The sequence below is a fragment of the Proteus sp. fly-1067 genome, assembly GCF_040139345.1.
Classification (GTDB): domain Bacteria; phylum Pseudomonadota; class Gammaproteobacteria; order Enterobacterales; family Enterobacteriaceae; genus Proteus; species Proteus vulgaris_B.
Map to the genome: position 1 here is coordinate 824290 of NZ_JBEEUL010000001.1, position 25347 is coordinate 849636.

Sequence of the window (25347 nt, forward strand, 5' to 3'; positions counted from 1 at the left end):
ACCTTATCGTTAAATATCAATTTATATCGTGGAAACAATATAACTATCATAGATATATTTATAATAAAAATAAAGTCATCAAAAAAGAGGCTCCCAATGTTTATTGGTTGCCTCTTAATGAAAAATGATATTTTAATTTAAATTAATAAATAATTATTCGAAAACTACTTATTATTTCCAGCTGACTGACGACGACTTGACGCTCTTTTTGCAGGTGACGTAGAGGTACGAGCTGATATTTTAGTATGACGCTTAACCGCACGACGAATTTGATTTGCTTTAATTCGACGTTGGTCTTTTTCTACCGCCACTTTTGTTACTGTCTCATCATTTAATTCAACCAGTTGACGCAAGTAGTTAATCTGCTCTAATCCAAGTTCTACCCAACCACCACGTGGTAAGCCTTTAGGTAAATCAATATCACCATAGCGAACACGAATAAGACGACTTACTTGAACACCAACAGCTTCCCACATACGGCGAACTTCGCGGTTACGGCCTTCTGTCAGTGAAACGTTGTACCATTGGTTAATCCCTTCACCACCACGATAAGAAACAGAGCGAAATGATGCTGGGCCATCTTCTAATTGCACACCACGAGTTAATTGACGAATTTTAGCGTCATCAATTTCACCGAAAACACGAACTGCATATTCACGTTCAACCTCACGGCTTGGGTGCATTAAACGGTTAGCTAATTCACCATCTGTTGTAAATAACAATAATCCACTGGTATTCACATCAAGACGACCAACAGCGATCCAGCGAGCACTGTTAAGACGAGGAAGACGTTGGAAAACGGTAGGACGGCCTTGTGGGTCACTACGAGTGCACAGTTCACCTTCAGGTTTGTAATACGCTAACACTCGACAAACATCTTTTTGGGCTTCGCGAATATTTAAAATACGACCATCTAAGCGGATTTTTGCTGTTGTGGTGACATCAATACGATCACCTAATTTTGCTTTTGTACCATCAATGCTGATACGTCCTTCTTGAAGGTAACCCTCAATCTCACGACGAGAGCCGTGGCCAGAACGAGCCAGAATTTTTTGTAATTTTTCAGTACGTTGCGATTTATCGCTCATGAAACAACCTCATGTGTCGCCTTCACAGGCGTCATAAAAATAGAATTAATTTTTAAAAAAATCAATTAAGTAAAAAATAACCCATGTTTATTAAATTCACTCATAAACATAGGCTTATTGATTCAATAGTGAACAATGTTGATGCTTTTCACATCAACATTGTGATAAATAGTCTCGATAAAATAGCATGACGGTTTTACTTCTTTTTGTTATGTATAGTAGCGTTTCAACGAAAACGCGCATTGACATAACCGATTTTAAAAACAAGCACCGTGATTTTTATCGCAATGTATAAATTTAACACAAGCGGTAAATCCCTTCACCTTTTATCTCTTTATCTCACGATAAATTTCTTTATTATGCATCTATCGAATCGATATTTAGTTTAATCGGCCAAATCATTTACTGAAATGGAGTAATATCTCCAGTGCCTTCTCGGATTATCACCGGGCTATCTTCTGTTAAATCAATGACTGTTGTAGGCTTTTGACCTAAATAGCCGCCATGGATCACTAAATCCACTTGTTTGCTTAATAAATCGTTGATTTCTTCAGGATCAGACTCTGCAAAATCATTACCTGGTAAAATCAGGCTAGTTGACATCAATGGCTCACCAATATTTTCTAACAATGCTAATGCAATAGGGTTAGAAGGAACACGTAAGCCAATCGTTTTACGTTTATCATTCATCAAACGTTTTGGTACATCTTTAGTTGCTTTTAAGATAAAGGTGTAATTACCTGGAGTGTTATTTTTTATTAATCGAAATACCACGTTATCAACATAAGCGTAATTAGCGATTTCTGATAGATCGCGACACATCAGTGTGAAATTATGGTTTTTATCTAATTGACGAATACGACAAATCCGCGTCATTGCATCTTTATTTTCTAAGCAACAGCCAATAGCATAGCCAGAATCTGTTGGATAAATCACCACTCCGCCTTTGCGTAAAATATCAGCACTTTGTTCAATTAAACGAGCCTGCGGATTATCAGGGTGAATATAAAAAAGTTGGCTCATACATCCCTCAACGAATATCTAATGTTACTCCTGCCATAGCGACCAAACTGGTTCAACGCCACCGGGTAACCATAAATTACGCCCCAACTCTATCCACGAGCAAGGACGATGAAAATCAGAACCTAACGAAGCTTTTAACTCATAAGATTGAGCTAATGCTGCGTGTTGTTCCCGTTCTTGTGGTGGTTGTTGGCATTGTGCCACTTCGATTGCATCACCACCTTGTTGTTTAAAATAAAGTGTTAATCGTTTTAACCATTTAGAAGATAGACCATATCGGCCCGGATGTGCTAACACTGCAACACCACCAGCAGCATGAATTGCTGTGACAGCGTCACCGATCGAGCACCATTGCGGGGGTACATAGCCCGTTTTTCCTTTCGCTAAATAACGTTTAAATACTTTATTAACTGAGGCAACATGTCCGTCATTCACTAAAAAGCGAGCAAAATGCCCTCTTGTTACTTGCCCACCATGCGCTAGCGCTTTAGCACCTTCAAAAGCATTGGCAATACCTGCTTTTTCTAATCGCTCACCTATCATTATCGCACGTGTTTCACGACATTGACTTTGTGATGAAAGGAGCGATTTCATCGCGTTATGGTCGATATCCATATTTAATCCAACAATATGGATTTCTATATTCTCCCACAAAGTCGATATTTCGACACCTGATATCAGAGTAAGAGGCAGATTTTTTTCTGTAATATAATGGTTAGCAGGTGCAATGGCCGCTGTTGTATCGTGATCCGTGATCGCTAAAACATTAATTTGACGCTCTATCGCTCTATCAACCAGTTCTTCTGGTGAAAGCTCGCCATCTGACGCGGTAGTGTGGCTGTGTAAATCATAAATCACTCTTAAATCAGATAGCCCTTCAGTCATCACGTCTCCCTTTTTACCTTAGCAAGATAATAATTTTTAAAGAGTATGCCATAAAGTACTTGACGAACCTAACGCAATCCAGTTTACTAGTACGCAACACGAGCTAGTTCACTTTCTATTTATCTGTCGTTGGCTGTAAGGAGATCTTATGAATATCAATCAACATCTTATCGCTCTTTGGTGGCGCAACACTCTTTTATGGGCGGTTTGATCTCCGGCTTAACGTCAGTGATATCTAAAACCCGCCTACGCGGGTTTTTTTATGCTTTAAAAACAGTAAATAAAGAAAATAATATAGAGCGATAACAATGAATACATCACTTGCATTCCCATTTAATACCAAGGCAACGCCACTGCCTTATCACAGCGAACCAGCTTTGCTTTTCAATACATTATGTGAAAATCAACACTACACATTATTGTTAGAATCTGCACAAATCGACACTAAAGCAAACTTAAAAAGCTTATTAATTGTTGATAGTGCATTACGCATCAGTGCAGTAAAAAATCAAGTCACTATTGATGCATTAAGCGTTAATGGGCAAGCGTTATTGCCAACATTAAAAATCGCACTAAAAGAAAAAGCTAGTTTAACGTTAGAGAGCGACAAACAGTGTGTTTTTAATTTTGCAACGCCTTCACAAGAGACTGATGAAGAAAGCAAATTAAAATCAGCTAGCGTATTTGATGCGTTACGTTTCTTTCTTGTTAATAAAGACACTAAAGATGCAAACTTTATCTTTGTTGGTGGCTTATTTGCGTATGATTTAGTCTGCGGATTTGAGTCTATTCCTGAATTAGAAAGTGATTTTTCTTGCCCTGATTATTGCTTTTATTTAGCTGAACAATTAATCGTGATCGACCATCAAAATAAAGATAGCCAGTTGGTTTCTATTGCATTTACTGATGATAAAACAGAATGTCAACGCCTCACTTTACGACAAACCGAATTAATTTCGCTAGCTAAACAACCATTAAAACACCCTATTCGCCCCGCTTTAACAGCAGAGGGTTCAGCGATACACGCCAATATGGACGATAAAGGCTATGGTGATATCGTTGAGGCAATGAAAACCTATATTCGTCGTGGTGATATTTTCCAAGTCGTGCCATCACGTCGTTTTCAAGTAGCTTGCCCTTCACCACTTGCTGCATATCAAGTGTTGAAACAGAAAAACCCAAGCCCGTATCTGTTTTATATGCAAGATGCTCTATTCACTGTTTTTGGTGCATCACCAGAAAGCGCACTGAAATATCAGACCAGTGATCGCCAAATTGAAATTTACCCTATTGCAGGAACTCGTCCTAGAGGACGCAATGCCGATGGTTCAATTAATGCAGATTTAGATAGCCGCATTGAGCTAGAAATGCGTACTGACACCAAAGAACTTTCAGAGCATTTAATGTTAGTTGATTTGGCGCGTAATGATTTGGCTCGTATTTGCCAAGCTGGCAGTCGCTATGTTGCAGAACTAACAAAAGTTGATCGTTATGCTTTTGTGATGCACTTAGTCTCTAGAGTGGTAGGTAAATTACGTGATGATTTAGATATTTTCCATGCTTACCAAGCATGTATGAATATGGGAACACTATCAGGTGCCCCTAAAGTCAGTGCTATGCAATTAATTGCTCGTTATGAAAAAACGAAACGTGGTAGCTATGGTGGAGCCATTGGTTATTTTACTGGCGCTGGTGATTTTGATACTTGCATAGTTATTCGCTCTGCTTATGTTGAAAATAATATTGCTACTATTCAAGTCGGCGCTGGGATTGTGCTCGATTCTGATCCCAAAATGGAAGCGGAAGAAACCCGCAATAAATCACAAGCTGTAATTAATGCCATTTTGCAAGCTCACACAGAAGTACAAATGCAGGAGGCTTGCTAATGGCAACTATCTTACTTCTCGATAACATCGACTCTTTTACCTACAACTTAGTCGATCAACTGCGTAGCCTCGGTAATACCGTCGTCATTTATCGCAATAGCGTCACAGCCGATTTTATTGAACAGAAATTACATGAACTAGATAACCCTATTTTATTGTTATCTCCGGGGCCTGGCACACCTTCACAAGCTGGTTGTATGCCTGAACTATTGAAGCGTGTACTCGGTACATTACCTGTTGTTGGCATCTGTTTAGGCCATCAAGCCATCATTGAAGCTTACGGTGGAAAAGTTTCTTCATGTGGAGAGATCTTACACGGTAAAGCGACATTGGCTGAACATGATAACAATGAGATGTTTGTTAATTTACCCAACCCTTTACCTGTTGCACGCTATCATTCGCTTTCTGGAGAACACGTTCCCGAACAACTTATTATCAATGCGTGGTGCGATAACACTGTTATGGCGGTGCGTCACCGTCAACATAAAACCTGTGGTTTTCAGTTTCATCCAGAATCAATTTTAACCACCAAAGGCGCACAACTTTTAGAACAAACAATCGCATGGGCATTAACTCCTAAAGGAGACGCATAAAATGGAAACTATCTTCAACAAATTATTTAGCGCGCAGCAGTTAACATTAGAAGAAAGCCAAACTCTGTTTAGCGCGATTATCCGTGGTGAATTAACAGAATCACAATTAGCCGCTGTATTAATTAGTATGAAAATGCGTGGTGAACATCCACAAGAAATCGCCGGTGCTGTACGAGCATTACTTGAAAATGCACTGCCATTTCCTCGTCCTGATTACACTTTTTGCGATATTGTTGGTACTGGTGGTGATGGCGCAAACAGCATCAATATATCAACCGCTAGCGCATTCGTAGCGGCAGAAGTCGGTATTAAAGTTGCCAAACATGGCAACCGCAGCGTATCTAGTCGCTCAGGCTCATCCGATTTACTCGCTGCTTTTGGTATTCCATTAGATAGAAGTGCAGATGATGCACGTCAATTATTAGATGAAGTAGGACTTTGCTTTTTATTCGCACCGCAGTATCACAGTGGTTTTCGTTTTGCAGCCCCTGTGCGCCAGCAACTAAAAACACGCACCTTATTTAACGTACTAGGTCCCTTGATTAATCCAGCTCGTCCACCATTAGCATTAATTGGTGTTTATAGTCCTGAGTTATTAATGCCTATTGCAGACACACTAAAAGTATTGGGTTATGAACGTGCCGCAGTGGTACACAGTGGTGGTATGGATGAAGTGTCATTACATGCTCCGACTCAAGTCGCTGAATTACGTAATGGTGAAATTACACGTTACGAACTCACACCAAGCGATTTTGGTCTTCGTCCTTGTTCAATGGCCGATTTGGAAGGTGGTACACCTGAAGTTAACCGTCAATTATTAGCAGATTTACTGCAAGGTGAAGGAAAAAGAGCACATACCGAATCTGTTGCAGCTAATGTCGCTTTATTAATGCGTTTACATGGGCAAGAAGATTTAAAAATGAATACTGAAGTTGCCATGCACGCCATTTATAGCGGTAAAGCAATAAATCGTGTCACTGCATTAGCAGCTAGAGGATAAAAACATGACCGTATTAAACGCCATTGTAAAAGATAAAGCAGAATTTCTGATTGCACGTAAAGCAAGCCAACCATTATCAGAATTTTCGCATCAAATAGTGCCATCAACGCGCTCGTTTTATCAGGCATTAACTCAGCCTAATACTGTTTTTATTTTAGAATGTAAAAAAGCATCGCCCTCAAAAGGATTAATTCGTGCTGATTTTGATCCCGCAACGATTGCTAAAATTTATCAGCCTTATGCCGCGGCAATTTCGGTATTAACCGATGAAAAATATTTTCAAGGGAGCTTTGATTATTTACGTCAAGTCAGCCAAGCCGTACATCAGCCAGTTTTGTGCAAAGATTTTATTATTGATGAATACCAAATCTATTTAGCACGTTTTTATCAAGCAGATGCCATCTTATTAATGCTCTCAGTCTTAGATGATGAGCAATATCACGCGCTATCGACGGTTGCTCATCAATTAAATATGGGTGTATTAACCGAAGTCAGTACAGAAGAAGAGCGTCAGCGAGCAATTAAGCTTAATGCTAAAGTTATTGGTATTAATAATCGCGATTTGCGTGATCTCTCTATTGATTTAGCGCGCACTCAACAACTAAGCCAAGGATCACCAAAAGATGCAATCGTGATCAGTGAATCTGGTATTCATACCCACCAGCAAGTCCAAGAGTTAAGTCAATATGCTAATGGTTTTCTGGTAGGTAGTGCCTTAATGTCACAAGAAAATATTGACCAAGCGGTGAGAGCGCTTGTTTTGGGAAAGCATAAAGTGTGCGGGTTAACTCGTACACAAGATGTAAAAGCAGTTTATGAAGCTGGTGCTTATTATGCAGGATTGATTTTCGCAGAAAAATCCCCGCGTAAAGTGACATTGTCACAAGCACAAGCGTTGATAACACAAGCCCCCTTAGCGTTTGTGGGTGTTTTTCAAAACCAACCCATTGCACTTATTTGTGACTATGCTGAAAAACTTAATTTATCTGCCATTCAATTACATGGGCAAGAAGATGCTCAGTTTATTGAGCAACTTAGACAAAAAATTCAACCTAACTGTGAGATTTGGCAAGCAATAAATATGGCAATCCACAATGATATTTCTCCCATTTCACACGTTAATAAATATGTACTTGATAATGGCACAGGCGGTACAGGAATAACGTTTAATTGGCAAAAAATTCCAAACTCAATACGTGAAAAAGCATTACTTGCTGGTGGCCTTAATAGTGAAAACTGTTTAGATGCAGTTAAAACAGGCTGTATCGGGCTTGATTTTAACTCTGGGGTAGAATCGGCTCCTGGCATAAAAGATGCACAACGTCTAGATCAAGTGTTTGCACAATTACAGCGAAACTAAATTTCATAAAAATAAAATTTTAAACAGGATGACATCACAATGAGAAAACTTAACCCCTACTTTGGCGAATTTGGTGGCCAATATGTACCTGAAATCTTAATTCCTGCATTGGATCAACTCGAACAAGCTTTTATTGATGCACAAAACGATCCGTCATTTCAGCAAGAATTCCAAGATTTATTAAAAAATTATGCAGGCAGGCCAACGGCATTAACCCTTTGTCGTAATTTAACAGAAGGTACGCGAACTCGTTTATATCTAAAACGTGAAGATTTACTGCATGGTGGCGCTCATAAAACTAACCAAGTATTAGGTCAAGCATTACTGGCAAAACGTATGGGGAAAACCGAAATAATTGCAGAAACAGGTGCGGGTCAACATGGTGTTGCCACTGCTTTGGCCTGCGCATTACTTAATATGAAATGTCGTATCTATATGGGTGCAAAAGACGTTGAACGTCAATCACCAAACGTCTTTCGTATGCGTTTAATGGGTGCTGAAGTTATTCCCGTTCATAGTGGTTCATCTACCTTAAAAGATGCCTGTAATGAGGCATTACGTGACTGGTCTGGTTGTTATGACCGCGCTCACTATTTACTAGGAACCGCAGCGGGCCCGCATCCTTATCCAACAATTGTACGTGAATTCCAACGTATGATTGGTGATGAAGCTAAAGCGCAGATCCTAGAGCGTGAAGGTCGTCTACCCGATGCAGCTATCGCTTGTATTGGTGGTGGTTCTAACGCTATCGGTTTATTTGCTTCATTTATTCCTGAAACGTCAGTGCAACTGATTGGTGTCGAGCCCGCAGGTAAAGGTATTGAAACAGGTGAACATGGCGCACCACTGAAACACGGTAAATTAGGGATCTATTTTGGGATGAAATCCCCTATTATGCAGACAGATGAAGGCCAAATTGAAGAATCTTATTCAATTTCAGCGGGTCTTGATTTCCCATCAGTTGGACCACAACACGCACATTTAAATAGCATTGGTCGCGCTGATTATGTTTCTGTTACAGATGATGAAGCAATAGAAGCATTTAAAGCACTTTCTCGCCGAGAAGGAATTATTCCAGCCTTAGAATCTTCTCATGCTCTAGCTTATGCACTTAAATTAATTGCACAAAATCCTGATAAAGAGCAATTACTTATTGTGAACTTATCAGGACGTGGCGATAAAGACATTTTTACTGTAAACGATATTTTAGCAGCAAGAGGAGAAATCTAATGAGCCGTTATCAAAACTGCTTTAATGCATTAGCACAAAAACAACAAGGTGCATTTGTTCCCTTTGTAACATTAGGTGATCCTTCTCCTGAGCTGTCACTACAAATTATTGATGCGTTAATTGAAGGTGGTGCCGATGCTTTAGAGATTGGTATTCCTTTTTCCGATCCTCTTGCAGATGGCCCTACTATTCAAGGTGCTAATTTACGAGCCCTCAATGTTGGTGTAACACCCACCGATTGCTTTGCTCTATTAACTAACATACGTAAAAAACATCCTAATATTCCTATTGGCCTATTAGTTTACGCCAACCTTGTTTTTAGTAATGGGGTTGATAACTTTTATGGTAAATGCCAACAAGCTGGTGTCGATTCTGTCTTAATTGGTGATGTGCCCTTACGTGAATCAAAAGAGTTCAGAGAAGCAGCACAGCGAGCGAATATCGAGCCTATTTTTATTTGCCCGCCTAATGCTGATGATGAGCTTTTACAAGAATTAGCCATCTCAGGTAAAGGCTATACCTATTTACTCTCAAGAGCAGGCGTAACAGGAACAGATAAACGTGCTGAACAATCGCTAACGCACCTTACTGACAAATTAAAAACTTATAATGCGCCACCTGCATTACAAGGATTTGGTATTTCAGAGCCAAAACAAGTCAAAGAGGCTATTGCAAATGGGGCAACGGGTGCTATTTCAGGATCTGCCGTTGTACAAATTATTGAGAAAAATCTTCATCAACCTGAAGTGATGCTTAAAGCGCTTACTCAATTTGTCAAAGAAATGAAAGCGGCTACACTCGCTTAACTATCGTTACCGATCCGCTTTAGGAGAATAGTTTGCTATTTTTCTAAGCGGATTACTCTTAATTCATCATTTATTGACCCACACTTTTGAAGTCCATTTTTGGGGCTTAGTCCGCATGAAATGGTGCAATCTCTCTTCTTTCTCCATTTAAAGTACATAATCAATACCTATAAAAATTTGGCAATATTTTATTTTTTGCACATACTTTATAAAGCGCTTTATGTTTTCTTTTCAAAAATACTCAACCAATTACACAATGTATAAGGAGTTTGATAATGAAACTATGGGCAAAAATCTCCGCTGTCATGGCGGCATTATTGATGGCATTTACGTTGTCTGCATGTTCTCCGACTTCAACGTCAGAAGGTACTGGGGGTTATTTTGACGACTCTGTGATCACCACCAAAGTTAAAACAGCACTAATCGGTGAAAAAAATCTTAATTCAACACAAATTAGCGTTGAGACTTTTAAAGGTAAAGTTCAATTAAGTGGTTTCGTTTCTTCTCAAGCGGATGCTAATCGTGCCATTGAAACAACACGCAAAGTTACAGGTGTAAAAGGCGTTATCAATTCAATGGTTGTTCGCTGATCCCTTTTTTATTCTAGTCTTCCCTTAGCTTTATTTTTTAGACCACTTCGGTGGTCTTTTTCATTTATGAATTTATGTTTATTTGTACGGACTATCATAATACAGATCAATTTTTGCAAAAAAATCAAATCATTCAAAAATAGCCCGCTTTTGTCTCACCCTAAAAATAAACTCATAAAAAGAGCAAAGCAAAAGGTTCTCTAATCATTTTGCGTTCAATAACAAACCACTTAGTTATTATCTGTACGAAACTTTTCTAAGCCTTTTTATTTCTCTATTAATCTCATCTATCCGTTGATAGATAACACGCTTTTACTAAAATTAAATACAAAGATGCATTTTAAATGCATCTACAAAATACTCGATTTTATCGATTACAATGCTATTTATTATTAACAAATAGAAATAAATAATTCTCATTATATTTATAGTTGAGCTTTAAGATGCATATAAAATACACCTTAAAAGATATTTAAACATTATATGTTCCATTTTAAATGCATCTTTATTTATTTAACATTATTTAAAAATGACTCTTGTTTTAAGTATTAATAATAAAATGGTATCTTTTGATAATCTAAAAATGAGAGTTGTCTTGTGAATTTAAAACATAAAAAAAGCGAAGATAAACTTCGCTTTTTCATTATGAGATATTCTTTTAAAGAAAGAATAATTAGAAACGGTAGCCCACACCAAACATAAATACAAATGGGTCTAAACGTGTTTTAACATCAAAGTCTTTATTAGCAACTTCACTGTTGAATCTTGCTTTTGTTTCGATATTCATCCACCAAACAGAAGCATTCAGCATCCAATTTTTATCGAGGTTATAATCTAAACCCGCTTGTGCTGCAAAGCCCCATGAATCCTTAAGATCAAGCCCATTCAAGCCTAAGCCATCTACTGCTGGATTGTTATTGAATTTCTCATCAAAGAAAGTGGTAAAGTTAAGGCCAGCACCTAAATAAGGACGTAATTTATCTTCACCATTACCAAAGTAATATTGCGCCATTAATGTTGGTGGTAAATGTTTAACTTTTGCAATTTCGCCCACACCACTTAATGAAATTTTATGCTCAAATGGTGTTGCGGCTAATAATTCAACACCGATATTATCAGTGATCATATACCCAAAGGTTAAACCTAATTGAGTATTATTATTTACTCCAAAATGGTCGCCACCTAATATTGCATCAGAACCCGCATTAGGACGAACAGTTGCAGTACCTGCACGGAATAAAAAATCCCCCGCTTGGTGAGCAAAAGAAATAGAAGGCGCAAGAGTTGCAGCCGCTAAAATAAGCGCAGAAAGTTTTTTCATTATTTAACCCATTCCTGTAATAAGTAAAATCTCCGCTAAAAATATAACCATTTATTGATAATTATGATCTAATACCGATCACAACTTTGGAATTATTTTTGCAGAAAGTGTTATTTCTCTTTTTATTATTTATCAATACAATTATTTATAATTGATCCACATCAAATTACACATTAATACAATTTTTTCTTATAATTAAATTTATTTTTAGTAATATTTTTTGAATAAAAAACATCCTAAAAAGGCATATTTAAAAATAAAGTTATCTTTATGTTAAAATAATGTTTTGTTTAATTTAAATAATGAATGTACTGTGGCTGTTAATATCAAAAAATAAGCTTAGTAAGCGGTTTGATAGAAAATATCCCTTTTTGCTGTTGTAAAAGGTACAATGGCGCACATTGACTTAGTCTATTTTTATAGGAGCAGTTTCATGCCTACCACGGCACGCACAATCTACCGCGACAGCCTTAATTTTTATAAGAATGAACAACGTAGCATTGTTACTCTTTCCGCTATTCTTGCTGTTATTTTAGCGATCATTCATGTCTTAGTTGGTCCAACTCCCCAAGAGTACCAATTGATGATTGAATTTGTTGCCAATTTTAAAAACACACAACTTTCTTCTACTTCTCCTGCTGAATTAGAAGCTATGTCAAACAGTGTCGTGGGTGTTGCCAAAAAAGTCTTAGTGCTCTATTTATTTGAAACACTCCAGCAAAGTATTCTCGTGCTTACCCTACTGATGTTTGCTATGGCTATCTCCTCAGGTCATAGCGTCACTCTAGGTCAAACAGCTAATGCTAGCCTACCTCGCCTACCGAAAATGTTTTTATTGATTGTCTTATGCTCTATTTTGATTAGTGCGGGCTTTATGGTGATGATCATTCCAGGTATCATTTTGCTGATTGGCTTTGCATTAGCGCCAGTTGTGCTAGTACGCCAACAGAATATGGGAAGTGCTATTCGTTTAGGATGGAGAATAGGCTTTGGTGAATCAGGTTCACTTATCCCCGCATTAGGGATTTGGATCTTATTGCAGTTCGGTATTGGTTTTGTGGGTAATCTCACAATTCAATTGCCCGATATTATCCATAACTTCTTATTCTACTTTCTGAAAAACATGGCTTCAGCTTGGTTGATTATTTACTTGTTTCGCTTATTTATGCTGGTGGAAAATAAATACACAACGCAACAGCGTTAATCGCTCTATACCTTAGTTTTATCTATAAAAAATCCCGTGATAATTAACCGATTTTGAGGTTACGTCATATCACGGGATTTTTCTTTGTACAAAATACGCCTCAATAATGCTTAATCAGCACATTTTGGTGTCGGTATATTGCTGACTATTGTTGCCGTTGATGTATCCTCATCGTGGCTCTCAGCATCTTGTTTTAACGCCTCTATTCTTGCTTCTTTTTGTTTTTCTTTTATTTGTTGTCGGCTTTGATACAGTCGGATCACAAAATAGAGATCGGGAGCAATAATCAAATCATCTTCATTAAGTGAAATTTTATTACGTTCAATCCAACGATTTAATTCTGTTCTACGGCCAGCTAAAACCAATTTCACGCCTTTTATTCGTAACTCTCGTATTAGCTCATCAATAGCAGCAAACACGCTAACATCGTCATAGGTAAAGCTTACAGCTGCATCTACCGCTAACCATGCTGGCCGTCGAGGTGCGCTATCAACAAGTTGAAGTACCCGTTTTTTAAAATAGCCCACATTAAAATAAGTCAGTGGTGAATTAAACCGATACATCATTAAACCATCAATAGGTTCAATGCCATTATCTTTATTCATTGAGTGAACCATACCTTGTTCATCAACACCCAATAATTGATCGCTCGGACGAAAAACAATACGCAAAAATTGTAACAAACCTAATAAAACGGCAAAACCGATACCGTTAATTAGCCCTGCCAATAACACGGCTAATAAGGTGAATGATGCCAATGTAAATGCTTGTTTATTACGTTTACGATAAGACCAAATATGACGAATACTCAATAATGACCATGAAGAGACAATCAACACAATCCCCAATGATGATAATGGAATATAGGCGAGAAAATCGGTCATAAATAATAGTACTAGCAAAATAACCAGTGCTGCGATAATAGAAACTAATTGCGTTTTCCCACCAACAGAATCATTGACTGCAGTACGGCTACTTGCCGCACTTACCGCAAATCCTTGAGAAAGCGCGGCCGCAATATTGGCAATACCTAACGCTTTTAACTCTTGGTCTGCATCGACATCATAACCATTCTTACTGGCAAAGCTGCGGGCAGTCATCATAAAACTAACAAAGCTAATAACCGCCAAGTTTATAGATGGAACTAACAATTCTCTCAAGACACCTGGATGAAATCCCGTCATGGATACAACAGGTAAAAACAGATCAACATTACCTGCATCTTTATCTACGATAGCAATGCCAAAGCTTGCTAAATCAAATTGCCAACTTAAATACGTCATCACGACCATAGCAATTAAAGGTGCTGGCCAACGGCTTCGAAAATACCGAATACCCAATAATAACGCTAATGTTATCGCAGACATTAACACGGTGGGTAAATGCGCATCCATTAATCGAAATGGAACTTCAATTAATTTTTCAATTAAATGATCAGGTGATGTATCAAAACCAAATACTTTACTGATTTGCCCAACCATAATAGTGATCGCGACACCATTTAAAAGCCCCTGCAAAATAGGTCGAGATAGAAAATCAGTAAAAGCCCCTAGCCGAAAATGGCTGGCTAAAATACACCAAAATCCCGTCATTGCCGTCATAATAATTGCAAGTTGCCATCTAGCATTCTCATCACCAGCAGATAATGGAATAACTACAGCAGCAATAACAGCACAGGTTGCTGCATCAGGCCCTGTAATTAGCTGACGCGATGTGCCAAACAACGCATAAATAATCATCGGAAAAATACAGGCATATAACCCAACAATCGGGTTAATCCCTAATAATTCGGTATAAGCAATTGCGACCGGCAATGCAACGGCAGCAACAGAAAGCCCAGCTTTTAAGTCATAGCCAAAATAATCACGCTTATAATTAAACAATAAGCCTAATCCTGGCATCCATTTTATTATTCTTTTTCCGTTCATTGATTTCCTCTTATCAGAAATACTTTTTTATATTTATGCATTCATCAAAAAGTGGCGATAATGTTGATGAGTTACTGAATCATATACTAGAGTGATATTTAAATCCTCTTTCATAACTTAAGCTTTAACTTCAGCTATCCCTAAATGCAATTACGTTGATTTTTCATTGAGTTATTTTAGAGAAAAACAGTGCTTTTTATATAAATCAGCACTTCATAATTAAAGATATGCAATTGTTTACCCATTTTCTGTCGCTTTGCATTAGAATAGCCTAGTTTATGAATTTAATTACCATAGGTTCCTATTTGTTATGAAAAATGGCTGGCTTAAGCAATTACTTGATTTCGCTCCACTATTAGTGTTTTTTATCTTCTATAAATGGCAAGATATTTTCTACGCTTCAGGTGCGTTAATTGTCGCCACGTGGATTTCAGTCGGCTTGACGTGGCTTATGTTCCATAAAGTTGAAAAAGCACCACTCATTACGGCTATTGTTGTCACTATTTTTGGCTCATTAACTATCTTCTTCCATTCTGCAGATTTTATTAAATGGAAAGTCACTGCCATATATGCCATTTTTGCTGTTGTATTAATTGGTATGCAGCTATTTACACCTAAAACATTAATGGAAAGAATGTTAGGTAAAGAGCTTGCCATGCCAGCGGTTAATTGGAAAAAAGTAAATATAGCTTGGGTGATTTTCTTTTTTGCTTGTGCCTTAGGTAATATCTACGTGGCATTCTCTTTACCTGAAGAGACTTGGGTTAATTTTAAAGTCTTCGGTTTAACCATTTTGACCTTTATCTTTACTATCGCCAGTGTAGTTTATATCTGGAATAATCGTTTACCAGAAGAACAAACTGAAGAAGAAGCCACACAAAATACTGAACACACATTATCAGATGATATGACAAAACAAGCATCTAAACCGTCATCACACGATGCTCATTCAAAATCTGAGTAATCACATTTATTTTATTGGGAGATGTACACTCATCATATTTAACTTGAAGTAGATGAGTAGATGTCTCCTTGGTTTAAACATTTACAGATAATAATTCTCCATGACTGAACAACAATCTTTGCCTAATGGTGAGCTCGTTTTACGTACCCTTGCCATGCCTGCTGATACAAACGCCAATGGTGATATTTTCGGTGGCTGGTTAATGTCTCAAATGGACATCGGTGGTGCAATTTTAGCAAAAGAAATTGCGTTAGGTCGTGTCGTTACTGTTAGTGTAACAGGCATTACCTTTCTTAAACCTGTTGCGGTTGGCGATGTCGTTTGCTGTTATGCACGTTGCTTAAAAACAGGTAATTCTTCAATTACTGTGAATATTGAAGTCTGGGTTAAGAAGGTTGCAACTGAACCTGTTGGACAACGTTATCGTGCAACTGAAGCGGTGTTTACTTATGTTGCTGTTGATGAAAACAATGCAGCTCGTCGCTTACCTGAAGGTAAAGCACACTTCACATTAACAAGTACAATGGAATAACAAGCTCGTCGATTAAAACAAATGATATGAAGACACTGACATTTTAAACACTAAAAAAGGCACTGATTAAAGTGCCTTTTTATTTATCTGAGATCTAATATCTACATTGTATTTTAGCTTGCTGAAACACCTGTTAATTTAAACTCGATAACGATAACTTTCCCTTTATAAGGAATTTTTTCATATCGCCATTGGCGCATGGCTCTTTTAATATCACGTTCAAACACATTTTTAGGATCAGCAGAAACAATTTCTACATTATCGACTCGCCCATCAGCATCAACGTCAAAACGTACTTTCACTGAACCTTCAATACCGACTGCTCGTGCACGTGAAGGATATTCGGGTAAACCTTGGCGTACAACGTTAGGTACTCTACCTTCGCCACTGCTTGCTACTGCGACAGGTTTCTCATCACCTTTATCACTTGGCTTAGCCGTTGGATTAAGATTTTTAAGATCATTGCCTTTATTAACCACTAAAGGTTGTGGTCGTTCAACAGGCGGCTTAGGTTTGTCAACCGGTTTTGGCTTAGGTTTAGGTTTTGGTTCTGGTTTTTTCTCTATCGGTTTTTCAATAACAGGTTTTACATCAGGAATAGGCTCTGGTTCGGGTTCAGGCTCAGGCTCGACAACTGGCTCCGGTTCTGGCGGTGTGACTTCTTCAACCACAGGTTCTGGTTCGCCAGCAGGTTCATCCGCAGCAAATGCCAACATTTGTATAGAGATAGGCTCCGGTGTAACGACCTCGTCCTCTACAACATAGAACATTGCTGCTGCAACCAAAGAGGCATGCAGGCAGAGTGATATGAATACCCAAAGCTTCCAACGCATAACTTGTCTTATTTCACCTAAAGAAAAAACAATGCCCCTAGTTTAAATGCAAATAGCAATCATATTCAATAACGTTTATCAAAATGATTGATATAAACAGTTAAAAAGTGAAATTATGAGTTCCATTCAATCTGCTGTACAAATAAAAGTGCTCTGTGTTTTTTTGAAGTATCCAGTTTACGCATCTTATAAATTCGGAAATTACGACGAGATTGCCCTTCTAACCATCGACGACGTTTACGTATAGCTTGTCTCATCATTCGCCAACGAGCTACTTCAGTCCTACTGTGTCTCATGCTATCAGCACCTATTTTTTCGAATAAGTGGTGTATTATAAGACGTTCATTTTGTGATCCAAGAGGTGATTTATGATTTGCTTAAATTTCATTCATTCTTTGAGCATTTCTCACAAAGGAAAAATAAATAAAACATCGTATCTTATTGCTTATTTAATGCTTATATCTTAACAAAGAGATTTGACAGAGATAATAATCCTGATTTAATAACAACATTCGGCAAATAACAAAAATAATGAACTATTTTTAGTAAATTGCCTTTAAGCTTATCCATGCGATTCATTTTCAACGGAAAATAGCTCTACTATGACAACATTTTATACTGTATTAAGTTGGCTAACCTTTTTCTTCTATTGGCTATTAATTGCAGGGGTCACATTTCGTGTCCTAATGCATCGACGTCCTGTCACCTCCACAATGACTTGGCTATTGATAATCTATATTCTGCCATTAGTCGGTGTTATTGCTTATTTTGCCTTTGGTGAATTACATCTTGGTAAACGGCGTGTTGAACATGCTAAGCAGATGTGGCCTTCTGTTGTTGCTTGGCTCGAAGACTTAAAAAAATGTAAGCATATTTTTGCAACGGGTACTAGTGATGTTGCAACACCTCTTTTTCAATTAACCGCTAAACGCCAAGGTATAAAAGGCGTTAAAGGGAATAAAATTGAGTTGTTAACTACCTGCGAAGATTCGTTGAACTCAATCACGCGAGACATTAATAATGCCCGCGATAATATTGAAATGGTTTTTTATATTTGGCAACCTGGTGGTTTAGTCGAAGAAGTGACAGATGCTTTAATCAAAGCCGCTAAACGGGGTGTAAAATGCCGTATCATGGTTGACTCTGCTGGAAGCTGGAATTTCTTTCGAACCAAAGGCCCTGATGTAATGAGAGCCGCGGGTATTGAGTTTGTCGAATCACTCCATGTTAATTTATTCCGTTTTTTCTTACGCCGAATGGACTTACGCCAGCATCGAAAAATTGTATTGATTGATAACTATATTTCCTACACCGGAAGTATGAATATGGTTGATCCTCGTTATTTCAAGCAAGATTCAGGTGTAGGACAATGGATTGATATCATGGTCAGAATGGAAGGCCCTGTTTCTACTACTTTAGGTATGATTTATGCCTTTGATTGGGAAATGGAAACAGGTGAGCGCCATTTACCTCCCCCTCCTGATGACAACATTATGCCTTGTGAACAAGAAAGCGGTCATACAACACAAGTGATTGCTTCAGGTCCAGGCTTTCCTGATGAACTCATCCAGCAGTCATTAATTACCGCCATTTATTCAGCAAGAAAAGAATTGGTTCTTACAACACCTTATTTTGTGCCTAGTGACGATCTTGCCCATGCAATCTCAACCGCAGCAATGCGGGGTGTTGAGGTAAGTATTATTGTGCCTCGTAGTAATGATTCTTTCCTTGTACGTTGGGCAAGTCGTGCATTTTTTACAGAAATGCTCGAAGCAGGTGTGAAAGTCTTTCAGTTTGAAGATGGCTTATTACATACCAAAAGCGTAATGGTTGATGGGCAACTCAGCATGGTCGGCTCTGTTAATCTTGATATGCGAAGCTTATGGTTAAACTTTGAAATTACTGTCGTCATTGATGATGAAGGTTTTGGTAGCGACTTAAGCATTGTACAATATGATTACATTGCTCGTTCTACAGAATTAACATTAGATGAATGGGAAAAGCGACCGTTCTTCAATCGCGTTTTAGAACGTATCTGCTATTTCTTTAGCCCTCTGTTATAACAGAAATATTGTTATCAAGAAGGTAAATAGGATCTGCGATAGAATACTTTGCTAAATTCGCAAAAATGCGATACAAACAACGCGATAATCATTGGAATAATAAACAGGCATTACCATGAATGAACCAACCTTGATCAGTGAAGATGACGCTCTAGAACAAGCGTATGATCTCTTTTTAGCTCAAGCAGCTGATAATTTAGATGTTGCAGACCAATTACTCTTTAATCTGCAATTTGAAGAAAGAGGTGCAGCCGAAGTGGTTCCATTAGGTAATGATTGGCAATTCATTGTTGGTCTGCCAGTTACACCTGCTCGCTTTAGTGAAGTGATTATTGGCCTTGCACCTGATGATAATTCAGATATTGATGATATTTTTGGGCGTGTACTGATTAGCCGTGATCCTTTAAATCCCATGTTCCATATTATCTGGAAGTCATAATATCTTTTCACTATCTTCGCCAGCTCATATTTAGGCTGGCGATTTCTATTTCAAATAGCCAATAAAATGAACTCAAGCCATCTTCTTACCGATACGATTTTTACACTCGCTCTCTTTGGCGCATCTTATTGGTATATCTGCATTGTTCTTATTATTGTGATGTTTTATGGTGTAATAAAAACCCAAAAAATGTTATTACGCATCTTTTTTATTCTTTTCGCTTTAGTTTTTGCTTATATACCGTTAATGCAATATCTCTGGTAAACATACAACAGAAAAAATTAAAAGCGCTATTAAGATCAGCGCTTTTTCCATACTAAATTGTCTTGCCATGCTTATTACCCTAAATACAGATAATTACTGACGTAAACTCACTGCAATACGATTAAAGGCATTCATTAATCCGATTGCCAATGTTAAATCGCTCATTTCTGTATCTGAAAAATATGCTTTCACTTGTTGATAGATATCATCATTGGTATTTTTTGCGGAAATTTGACTTACAGCATCAGCCCATAATAATGCAGCTCGTTCTTTCTCTGTAAATCGCTCACTGACCTGCCAACCATTTAATGCATCTAATTTATTTTGGGCAACACCATGATGACGTAACGAAGTACTGTGCATTTCTAGGCAAAAAGCACAACCATTGATTTGAGAGACTCTTAAATAAACAAGTTCAATCAACATAATATCAAGTGAGCTACTTTCTAATGCTGTTTTACATTGAATTAAGCCCGCATAAGCTGCGGGACTAAGTTTTGGGTAAGATAAACGCAATTTTGACATAATATTCTCACAATAAAGGCAAACAAATTACATGCTGGATATAAAAACAGTACCAATGTAAGCGATTTATAGTAATGAGTTTATCAATTTTGTGGTATTACACCTTAAAACAATGAATTAAGTATTTATATCTAATGTATTATTTTCTATTAAACGAATTATAATGCTATTTATTCAAAACATCTTGATGAGTGAGTAATAGTTAAAAACATTATACCTTCACGACTTAATGTGCTGTCTTTTTTGATGGGGGATGATTGGATCATTCTATCTATTTCAGAGGAAGAAAATTTATTGTCCACTTCATTATAAAAACACAAACATTGATCTTTAGTGACAATGCTATAGACATTTAATGTATCCAGACAATATTCAATAACTGCATTTTCTTGTGATTCTGAACAAGCAGGTAGCACAAATAAAGATAAAATAACAACAACTATTTTCTTCATGACGATTCCATAACTATATGAAATTTATTTAATTATGAAAAAATTATTCCATGAAAGTGAAGGAATTATCACGACATAAATCAAATTAAAGTGAATAATTGATCTTTATGAAAGGGAAAGAGAGAGTGTTTTTTATTTCCCTCTCTCATTTTAGTAATACATTTTTTTATTTCGTTCTTTGTTTAGTATTTATACTTATTTTTGTTTAATTTTAAATGTAGTAGTGGAAAAGGATTTCCTTGACCATCTAATTCAGAACGCCCTATTTGCTCAAACCCGATATGCAGATAAAAGCCAACTGCTTGAGGATTTTGTTCATTAACATCTAACTCATCAATATTGAGTATATTTATTGCAAAATTTATGAGCAATTTACCACAACCATGACCTCTAGAATCAGCATGAACAAATAGCATTTCGAGCCTATTTCCCGCTGTACCTAAGATCCCATGAATAGTTTTATTTTCATCTATCGCAATATAAGTATTAAGCATAGGGAAATACTGTTCTAAAATATCTTTTTTAAGCGATGAAATAATATCTTCAGACAAAAATGTATGTGTTGCCCTAACTGAAGACTCCCAAACTAAGATCATCTCATTATAATGTGATGATTCTGCTTTTATAACTGTTAACATGTTGATCCTCCAAATCCCACATCTCAAAGATATTTTACTTACAGATAATTTATTCTGTTAAAAAGCGGATAATTGATTATTATAAATTAAAAACTTAACATTAAATACTTATTTTATAATATTTTTGAACATCATTACAACAATATTGATTGAAATATTAATATAGAAATTAATTAAATAAAAAGACCATATATCATGGTCTTTAGAATAAGGATTGTTTAATATAATATTAGAAGCGATAACCCACGCCGAGTACCCAAGTTCCCAAATTAGCATCATTCACTTTTGAATATTCATAAGATGCATCAATTGCGATATTAGAGATTGGATTTATTTGAAGACCTACACCATAACTTAAAGACGCTTTTTTTTCATGATGATTTTCAATATCATCTTTATATTTAGCACTAATAATACTCGTACCAATTAAACCATAAATATTTATGTATTCATTAAATCGGTAACTAGGTCCAGCAGTAAGTAAATAATAATTAAAATTACTCTGAGCGTTCATTTCATCCTGAACATCATAGCAATAATATTTTTTATGATTATAAATAATTGAGCCAATAATACCAAAGCTCTCATTTAATTTACGATCATACTTAATATTAATCCCTTTAGGTGCCCCATCTACCTTATCACCATCGATTTTTATCTGAGTTTGCGCATAACCAAGGGATAAGGTGTTTTTTAAATTAGCAGATGCATTAAATGTTATTATTGATAAAGCAATAGCTACAATTGGAGTTACTAATTTGTTTTTCATTAAATTCCTCTATGTTTTTAAATCGTTAAAGTAATTAAGTGAATATAATTTAAACCAATAAGAAGTTAGTGTTATAACGCATAAACTCTCAATTAAAATAATAAAGCAAAAAAAAATTTATAAGAATATTTTATTTCTTACATTCTAAAATATAAAATAATTACCTTGGAAAAACGATTGTTTAACAATTTAAAATCAATAAAGTTAAAATACAAAGCATGATAAACCGAGGGAAATAATTAATTTTAATATTATTAAATATAAATATAAATATAAAAAGCCACTTTAATGTGGCTTTCTAAGAAATAGAATATATTAAGACAATATTAGAAGCGGTAACCCACACCAAGCACCCAAGTCCCAAATTTAGCATCATCTAGCTTTGAATATTCATAAGATGCATCAATTGCGATATTAGGAATTGGATTTACTTGAAAACCTACACCATAAGCTAATGACGTTTTATTATAGTCACCGCGATAATCATAAAACTTATCTTCTTGATTAACATGACCAAGACCGATTAACCCATAAGCACTAAAGTAATCATTGAAACGATAGCTAGGACCCGCTGTTAATGAAACATAATCAATTTCCGTGGTTCCTATTTTGCCCCAATAACTATAGAAATCATATGTTAACTTTGTATATGTGAGTGAGCCAATAACGCCCCAATTATTATCAAATTCATGATTGTATTTAAAGTTAACTCCTTTAGGATTATCCTCAAATTTATTACCTTCGAATTTAATTGAACTTTTAGCATACCCTACTGAAAGAGTATTATTCAATGCAGCATGTGCATTAAAAGAAAGTGTAGAAATTGCCAACATTGAAGTAGAAATAAGTAAAAAACGGTTCATCTTTATTCTCTATATAAAATGAAAAAACAGAAAAATAGAGCTAAATTTAGCTCTTTTATCAAACTGGAATAAATCCAATAAATTTATTTTTAAATAATACTTTATTAATAAATTATTTACAAAGGCATCATTATCATTAAGGGTAAAATTAAAAGTCTATCTTTATTAAGAGTAAACATACATTATTTTACACCATCATTAATTAAATAATGAGTCTATATTTTTAGGTGTGAATTTATTTTAAATATTATTTTATTCACTATAATTAAAAGCAAATTATTCAACACTAGAAAGAAAAAACTATTATATAGGTTAAGGAGAAACAAATTATTACACATGGTAGTTTTAAAGGTAATAAATTAATTTAAGTTTAAAAATTAATCTATTGTTGTTAACTTTATTTAGCATCATAATAGGTGGGAATTTCTTACTAGATTAGAGCGCTACTATTTATGCTAAAACTCAATAAAATCCATCATGTTGCGATTATTTGTGTCGATTATGAAGTGAGTAAACATTTCTATTGCAATATTTTGGGATTAACGTTACTTAAAGAAAATTATCGTGAAGCAATACAATCATGGAAAGCAGAGCTTGCATTTGGGGATAATTACCAAATTGAGCTATTTAGTTTTCCAGCACCACCTCCACGCTTAAATTATCCAGAAGCCTGTGGCTTACGCCATCTTGCTTTTAGTGTCGATAATGTTGAAGAAAGTATTCAATATCTACAACAACATGGTATTACATGTGAGCCAATACGAATTGATCCTGGTAGTCATAAGCAATTTACTTTTTTTCAAGATCCCGACGGATTGCCTCTAGAATTATATTGCGCATAAACCATACTAAAAAAGCCACTTATTTAAGTGGCTCTTTCTGACAATTTTAATCGACTAATTTAATATCGAGATATCGCAATAAATCAAGAGCTTCAAATTTTGAAAACTTTGCTTTTGCAATTTTATTTTGACGAATATCAATATCAAATGAATGTGAATCTGTAAAATCTACAGCCTCAATATTTGTCTGCATAAACAAGCTATTTGTAAAATCAGATCCTATCATTATCGACTTATTAAGTTCTGCATTTCTAAAATCGACATCATGCAATCGGCAATCATCAAAAACAGATTCATAGAGTTTTAAACCAAAAAAATTACATCCACTTAAAATACTACTTTTAAAGCTTAATTGTGAATAGAGATCAAACCGAGGCCAATGTGCTTTAGTCCAATCAATACCAACGAGTTTACACCCTATAAATTCTGTATTAGAAAAACGAGTATTCGGTATATATGCTAAACTTAAATTACAACGATCAAATAAACAATTAACAAATTTACAGTGTGATAAATTTACAGATGAAAAATCACATTGATGGAATTCGCATTGTTCAAAGGTAATATTTTTAAATTCCCCTTCTGCCACATCAAGTTTATTAAATGTTTTGTCTAAATAATCCTGGTTGTTTTCTATACTTTCCATAATTTACTCCGATATATTTTATGCTAACAAATAACTCTCCTAAAAAAGTAGGCTAGTGCTCTTCCCTTTACTTTTCATCAAAAGCATTCCCCATAAGTAAAAATTTAGGCTCGGCTTTTTTATAGGCATCAATCATAGGAACGAGCCGCTGAAAATGTTCACTGGCACAATGAATATCAAGAGCAGCATGATCAGGCCATTGCTCAATAAAAACAAAATGACCTGGGTCCTTTTCATCAATATATAAATCATAACTAATACAAAGAGGTTCTTTCTTTGTCGCTTCCACTAATTCACGGTAGAGTGGTAAAACAATTTCAATCGCTTCTGTTTTAATAAATTCTTCAGCAATCACTTTTAGCATGATGTTTCCTTGATCGACTTAATAAGCATTAACTGTATAAACATACAGATAAATATAGTCGAGTTACCTAAAGAGATCTATCATCTTTACATAAGAAAAAAGCAATATTAAAAAGATGAAAATAACATCGTTAAAGCAGATATATTCTTTTTAAGTGTTCACTTTCCAGCTAATAAGTGAACAGTCTTACTTTTTGGGCAAACTCATCAATTTTCTCTGTTGTATTTTTGCCTTTAAAA

The 25347-nt window shown here is 36.1% G+C and carries 24 protein-coding genes and 2 pseudogenes; 12 read left to right on the forward strand and 14 right to left on the reverse strand.

Going from position 1 to position 25347, the window contains the following annotated elements; all coding sequences use genetic code 11:
• Nucleotides 1-164 precede the first annotated feature (164 nt).
• From rluB to rnm, 3 genes are all read right to left on the reverse strand, one after another.
• The gene (gene rluB, locus ABN217_RS03770; protein ID WP_036937111.1) at nucleotides 165-1088 is read right to left on the reverse strand and encodes a 23S rRNA pseudouridine(2605) synthase RluB; all 924 of its coding nucleotides are present in this window, start codon (nucleotides 1086-1088) and stop codon (nucleotides 165-167) included.
• Between the two features lie 402 nt (nucleotides 1089-1490).
• Entirely contained in the window at nucleotides 1491-2111 is a 621-nt protein-coding gene (locus ABN217_RS03775; RefSeq protein ID WP_072067997.1) for an L-threonylcarbamoyladenylate synthase, read from the reverse strand.
• A gap of 24 nt (nucleotides 2112-2135) precedes the next feature.
• Nucleotides 2136-2996 carry an RNase RNM gene (gene rnm, locus ABN217_RS03780; protein ID WP_072067996.1) on the reverse strand — a complete coding sequence of 287 codons (861 nt, stop codon included), beginning with the start codon at nucleotides 2994-2996 and terminating at the stop codon, nucleotides 2136-2138.
• A 308-nt stretch (nucleotides 2997-3304) separates the two neighbouring features.
• Here rnm and ABN217_RS03785 point away from each other — a divergent pair, with 308 nt between their 5' ends.
• The 6 genes and pseudogenes from ABN217_RS03785 (at nucleotide 3305) to ABN217_RS03810 (ending at nucleotide 10461) form a co-directional block, all read left to right on the forward strand.
• On the forward strand, nucleotides 3305-4882 hold the full coding sequence (locus ABN217_RS03785; protein WP_349459082.1) for an anthranilate synthase component 1: 1578 nt from the start codon (nucleotides 3305-3307) through the stop codon (nucleotides 4880-4882).
• Nucleotides 4882-6475 (forward strand): annotated as a pseudogene (gene trpD, locus ABN217_RS03790) (bifunctional anthranilate synthase glutamate amidotransferase component TrpG/anthranilate phosphoribosyltransferase TrpD). Before ABN217_RS03785 ends, trpD begins: the two are co-directional and overlap by 1 nt.
• 4 nt (nucleotides 6476-6479) lie before the next feature.
• Nucleotides 6480-7835 carry a bifunctional indole-3-glycerol-phosphate synthase TrpC/phosphoribosylanthranilate isomerase TrpF gene (gene trpCF, locus ABN217_RS03795; RefSeq protein WP_349459083.1) on the forward strand — a complete coding sequence of 452 codons (1356 nt, stop codon included), beginning with the start codon at nucleotides 6480-6482 and terminating at the stop codon, nucleotides 7833-7835.
• A 39-nt stretch (nucleotides 7836-7874) separates the two neighbouring features.
• Nucleotides 7875-9065 carry a tryptophan synthase subunit beta gene (gene trpB, locus ABN217_RS03800; protein ID WP_036937130.1) on the forward strand — a complete coding sequence of 397 codons (1191 nt, stop codon included), beginning with the start codon at nucleotides 7875-7877 and terminating at the stop codon, nucleotides 9063-9065.
• Nucleotides 9065-9871: a tryptophan synthase subunit alpha gene (gene trpA / locus ABN217_RS03805; protein ID WP_349438916.1), complete on the forward strand. Its 807-nt coding sequence runs from the start codon at nucleotides 9065-9067 to the stop codon at nucleotides 9869-9871. The genes trpB and trpA overlap by 1 nt, the downstream gene beginning before the upstream one ends.
• Nucleotides 9872-10146: 275 nt before the next feature.
• Nucleotides 10147-10461 carry a BON domain-containing protein gene (locus ABN217_RS03810; RefSeq protein WP_072067989.1) on the forward strand — a complete coding sequence of 105 codons (315 nt, stop codon included), beginning with the start codon at nucleotides 10147-10149 and terminating at the stop codon, nucleotides 10459-10461.
• A gap of 673 nt (nucleotides 10462-11134) precedes the next feature.
• Here ABN217_RS03810 and ompW read toward each other — a convergent pair.
• The gene (gene ompW, locus ABN217_RS03815; RefSeq protein WP_072067988.1) at nucleotides 11135-11782 is read right to left on the reverse strand and encodes an outer membrane protein OmpW; all 648 of its coding nucleotides are present in this window, start codon (nucleotides 11780-11782) and stop codon (nucleotides 11135-11137) included.
• A gap of 433 nt (nucleotides 11783-12215) precedes the next feature.
• Here ompW and ABN217_RS03820 point away from each other — a divergent pair, with 433 nt between their 5' ends.
• Entirely contained in the window at nucleotides 12216-12986 is a 771-nt protein-coding gene (locus ABN217_RS03820; RefSeq protein ID WP_072067987.1) for a YciC family protein, read from the forward strand.
• A gap of 110 nt (nucleotides 12987-13096) precedes the next feature.
• Here the strand turns inward: ABN217_RS03820 and ABN217_RS03825 are convergent, their stop codons facing one another.
• Nucleotides 13097-14914: a SulP family inorganic anion transporter gene (locus ABN217_RS03825; RefSeq protein WP_349459084.1), complete on the reverse strand. Its 1818-nt coding sequence runs from the start codon at nucleotides 14912-14914 to the stop codon at nucleotides 13097-13099.
• 310 nt (nucleotides 14915-15224) lie between these two features.
• Between ABN217_RS03825 and ABN217_RS03830 the strand changes: the two are divergent.
• Both ABN217_RS03830 and yciA read left to right on the forward strand, forming a co-directional pair.
• Nucleotides 15225-15773 (forward strand): annotated as a pseudogene (locus ABN217_RS03830) (septation protein A); the annotation flags it as partial.
• Nucleotides 15774-15978: 205 nt separating this feature from the next.
• Complete coding sequence (gene yciA, locus ABN217_RS03835) at nucleotides 15979-16410, forward strand: acyl-CoA thioester hydrolase YciA (protein WP_072067984.1); 432 nt, start codon at nucleotides 15979-15981, stop codon at nucleotides 16408-16410.
• Between the two features lie 113 nt (nucleotides 16411-16523).
• Here the strand turns inward: yciA and tonB are convergent, their stop codons facing one another.
• Nucleotides 16524-17243: a TonB system transport protein TonB gene (gene tonB / locus ABN217_RS03840; protein ID WP_196553121.1), complete on the reverse strand. Its 720-nt coding sequence runs from the start codon at nucleotides 17241-17243 to the stop codon at nucleotides 16524-16526.
• Between the two features lie 113 nt (nucleotides 17244-17356).
• A complete protein-coding gene (locus ABN217_RS03845; RefSeq protein WP_072067982.1) occupies nucleotides 17357-17539 on the reverse strand; it encodes a YciY family protein in 183 nt (60 codons plus the stop codon).
• A 306-nt stretch (nucleotides 17540-17845) separates the two neighbouring features.
• Between ABN217_RS03845 and cls the strand changes: the two genes are divergently transcribed.
• Together cls and ABN217_RS03855 are read left to right on the forward strand one after the other, a co-directional pair.
• Nucleotides 17846-19306 (forward strand): cardiolipin synthase, encoded by a 1461-nt coding sequence (gene cls, locus ABN217_RS03850; RefSeq protein WP_072067981.1) that lies wholly within the window; start codon nucleotides 17846-17848, stop codon nucleotides 19304-19306.
• Between the two features lie 115 nt (nucleotides 19307-19421).
• Nucleotides 19422-19745: an HI1450 family dsDNA-mimic protein gene (locus ABN217_RS03855; RefSeq protein ID WP_115349680.1), complete on the forward strand. Its 324-nt coding sequence runs from the start codon at nucleotides 19422-19424 to the stop codon at nucleotides 19743-19745.
• 357 nt (nucleotides 19746-20102) lie between these two features.
• Here ABN217_RS03855 and ABN217_RS03860 read toward each other — a convergent pair whose 3' ends face one another.
• From ABN217_RS03860 to ABN217_RS03880, 5 genes are all read right to left on the reverse strand, one after another.
• The gene (locus ABN217_RS03860) at nucleotides 20103-20534 is read right to left on the reverse strand and encodes a carboxymuconolactone decarboxylase family protein (RefSeq protein WP_196553122.1); all 432 of its coding nucleotides are present in this window, start codon (nucleotides 20532-20534) and stop codon (nucleotides 20103-20105) included.
• A 170-nt stretch (nucleotides 20535-20704) separates the two neighbouring features.
• On the reverse strand, nucleotides 20705-20986 hold the full coding sequence (locus ABN217_RS03865) for a hypothetical protein (protein ID WP_072067979.1): 282 nt from the start codon (nucleotides 20984-20986) through the stop codon (nucleotides 20705-20707).
• A gap of 182 nt (nucleotides 20987-21168) precedes the next feature.
• On the reverse strand, nucleotides 21169-21624 hold the full coding sequence (locus ABN217_RS03870; RefSeq protein ID WP_197269243.1) for a GNAT family N-acetyltransferase: 456 nt from the start codon (nucleotides 21622-21624) through the stop codon (nucleotides 21169-21171).
• A gap of 229 nt (nucleotides 21625-21853) precedes the next feature.
• A complete protein-coding gene (locus tag ABN217_RS03875; RefSeq protein ID WP_197269244.1) occupies nucleotides 21854-22393 on the reverse strand; it encodes an Ail/Lom family outer membrane beta-barrel protein in 540 nt (179 codons plus the stop codon).
• 326 nt (nucleotides 22394-22719) lie between these two features.
• Nucleotides 22720-23256, reverse strand: coding sequence for an Ail/Lom family outer membrane beta-barrel protein (locus tag ABN217_RS03880; RefSeq protein ID WP_072067976.1), 537 nt, complete (start codon nucleotides 23254-23256; stop codon nucleotides 22720-22722).
• A 452-nt stretch (nucleotides 23257-23708) separates the two neighbouring features.
• On the opposite strand from ABN217_RS03880, the gene gloA2 reads away from it, so the two are divergent.
• Nucleotides 23709-24098 (forward strand): SMU1112c/YaeR family gloxylase I-like metalloprotein, encoded by a 390-nt coding sequence (gene gloA2, locus ABN217_RS03885; RefSeq protein ID WP_196553125.1) that lies wholly within the window; start codon nucleotides 23709-23711, stop codon nucleotides 24096-24098.
• A gap of 46 nt (nucleotides 24099-24144) precedes the next feature.
• Here the strand turns inward: gloA2 and ABN217_RS03890 are convergent, their stop codons facing one another.
• Complete coding sequence (locus tag ABN217_RS03890; RefSeq protein WP_196553126.1) at nucleotides 24145-24744, reverse strand: pentapeptide repeat-containing protein; 600 nt, start codon at nucleotides 24742-24744, stop codon at nucleotides 24145-24147.
• A gap of 67 nt (nucleotides 24745-24811) precedes the next feature.
• Nucleotides 24812-25108 (reverse strand): putative quinol monooxygenase, encoded by a 297-nt coding sequence (locus tag ABN217_RS03895; RefSeq protein WP_072067973.1) that lies wholly within the window; start codon nucleotides 25106-25108, stop codon nucleotides 24812-24814.
• Nucleotides 25109-25347: the final 239 nt, after the last annotated feature.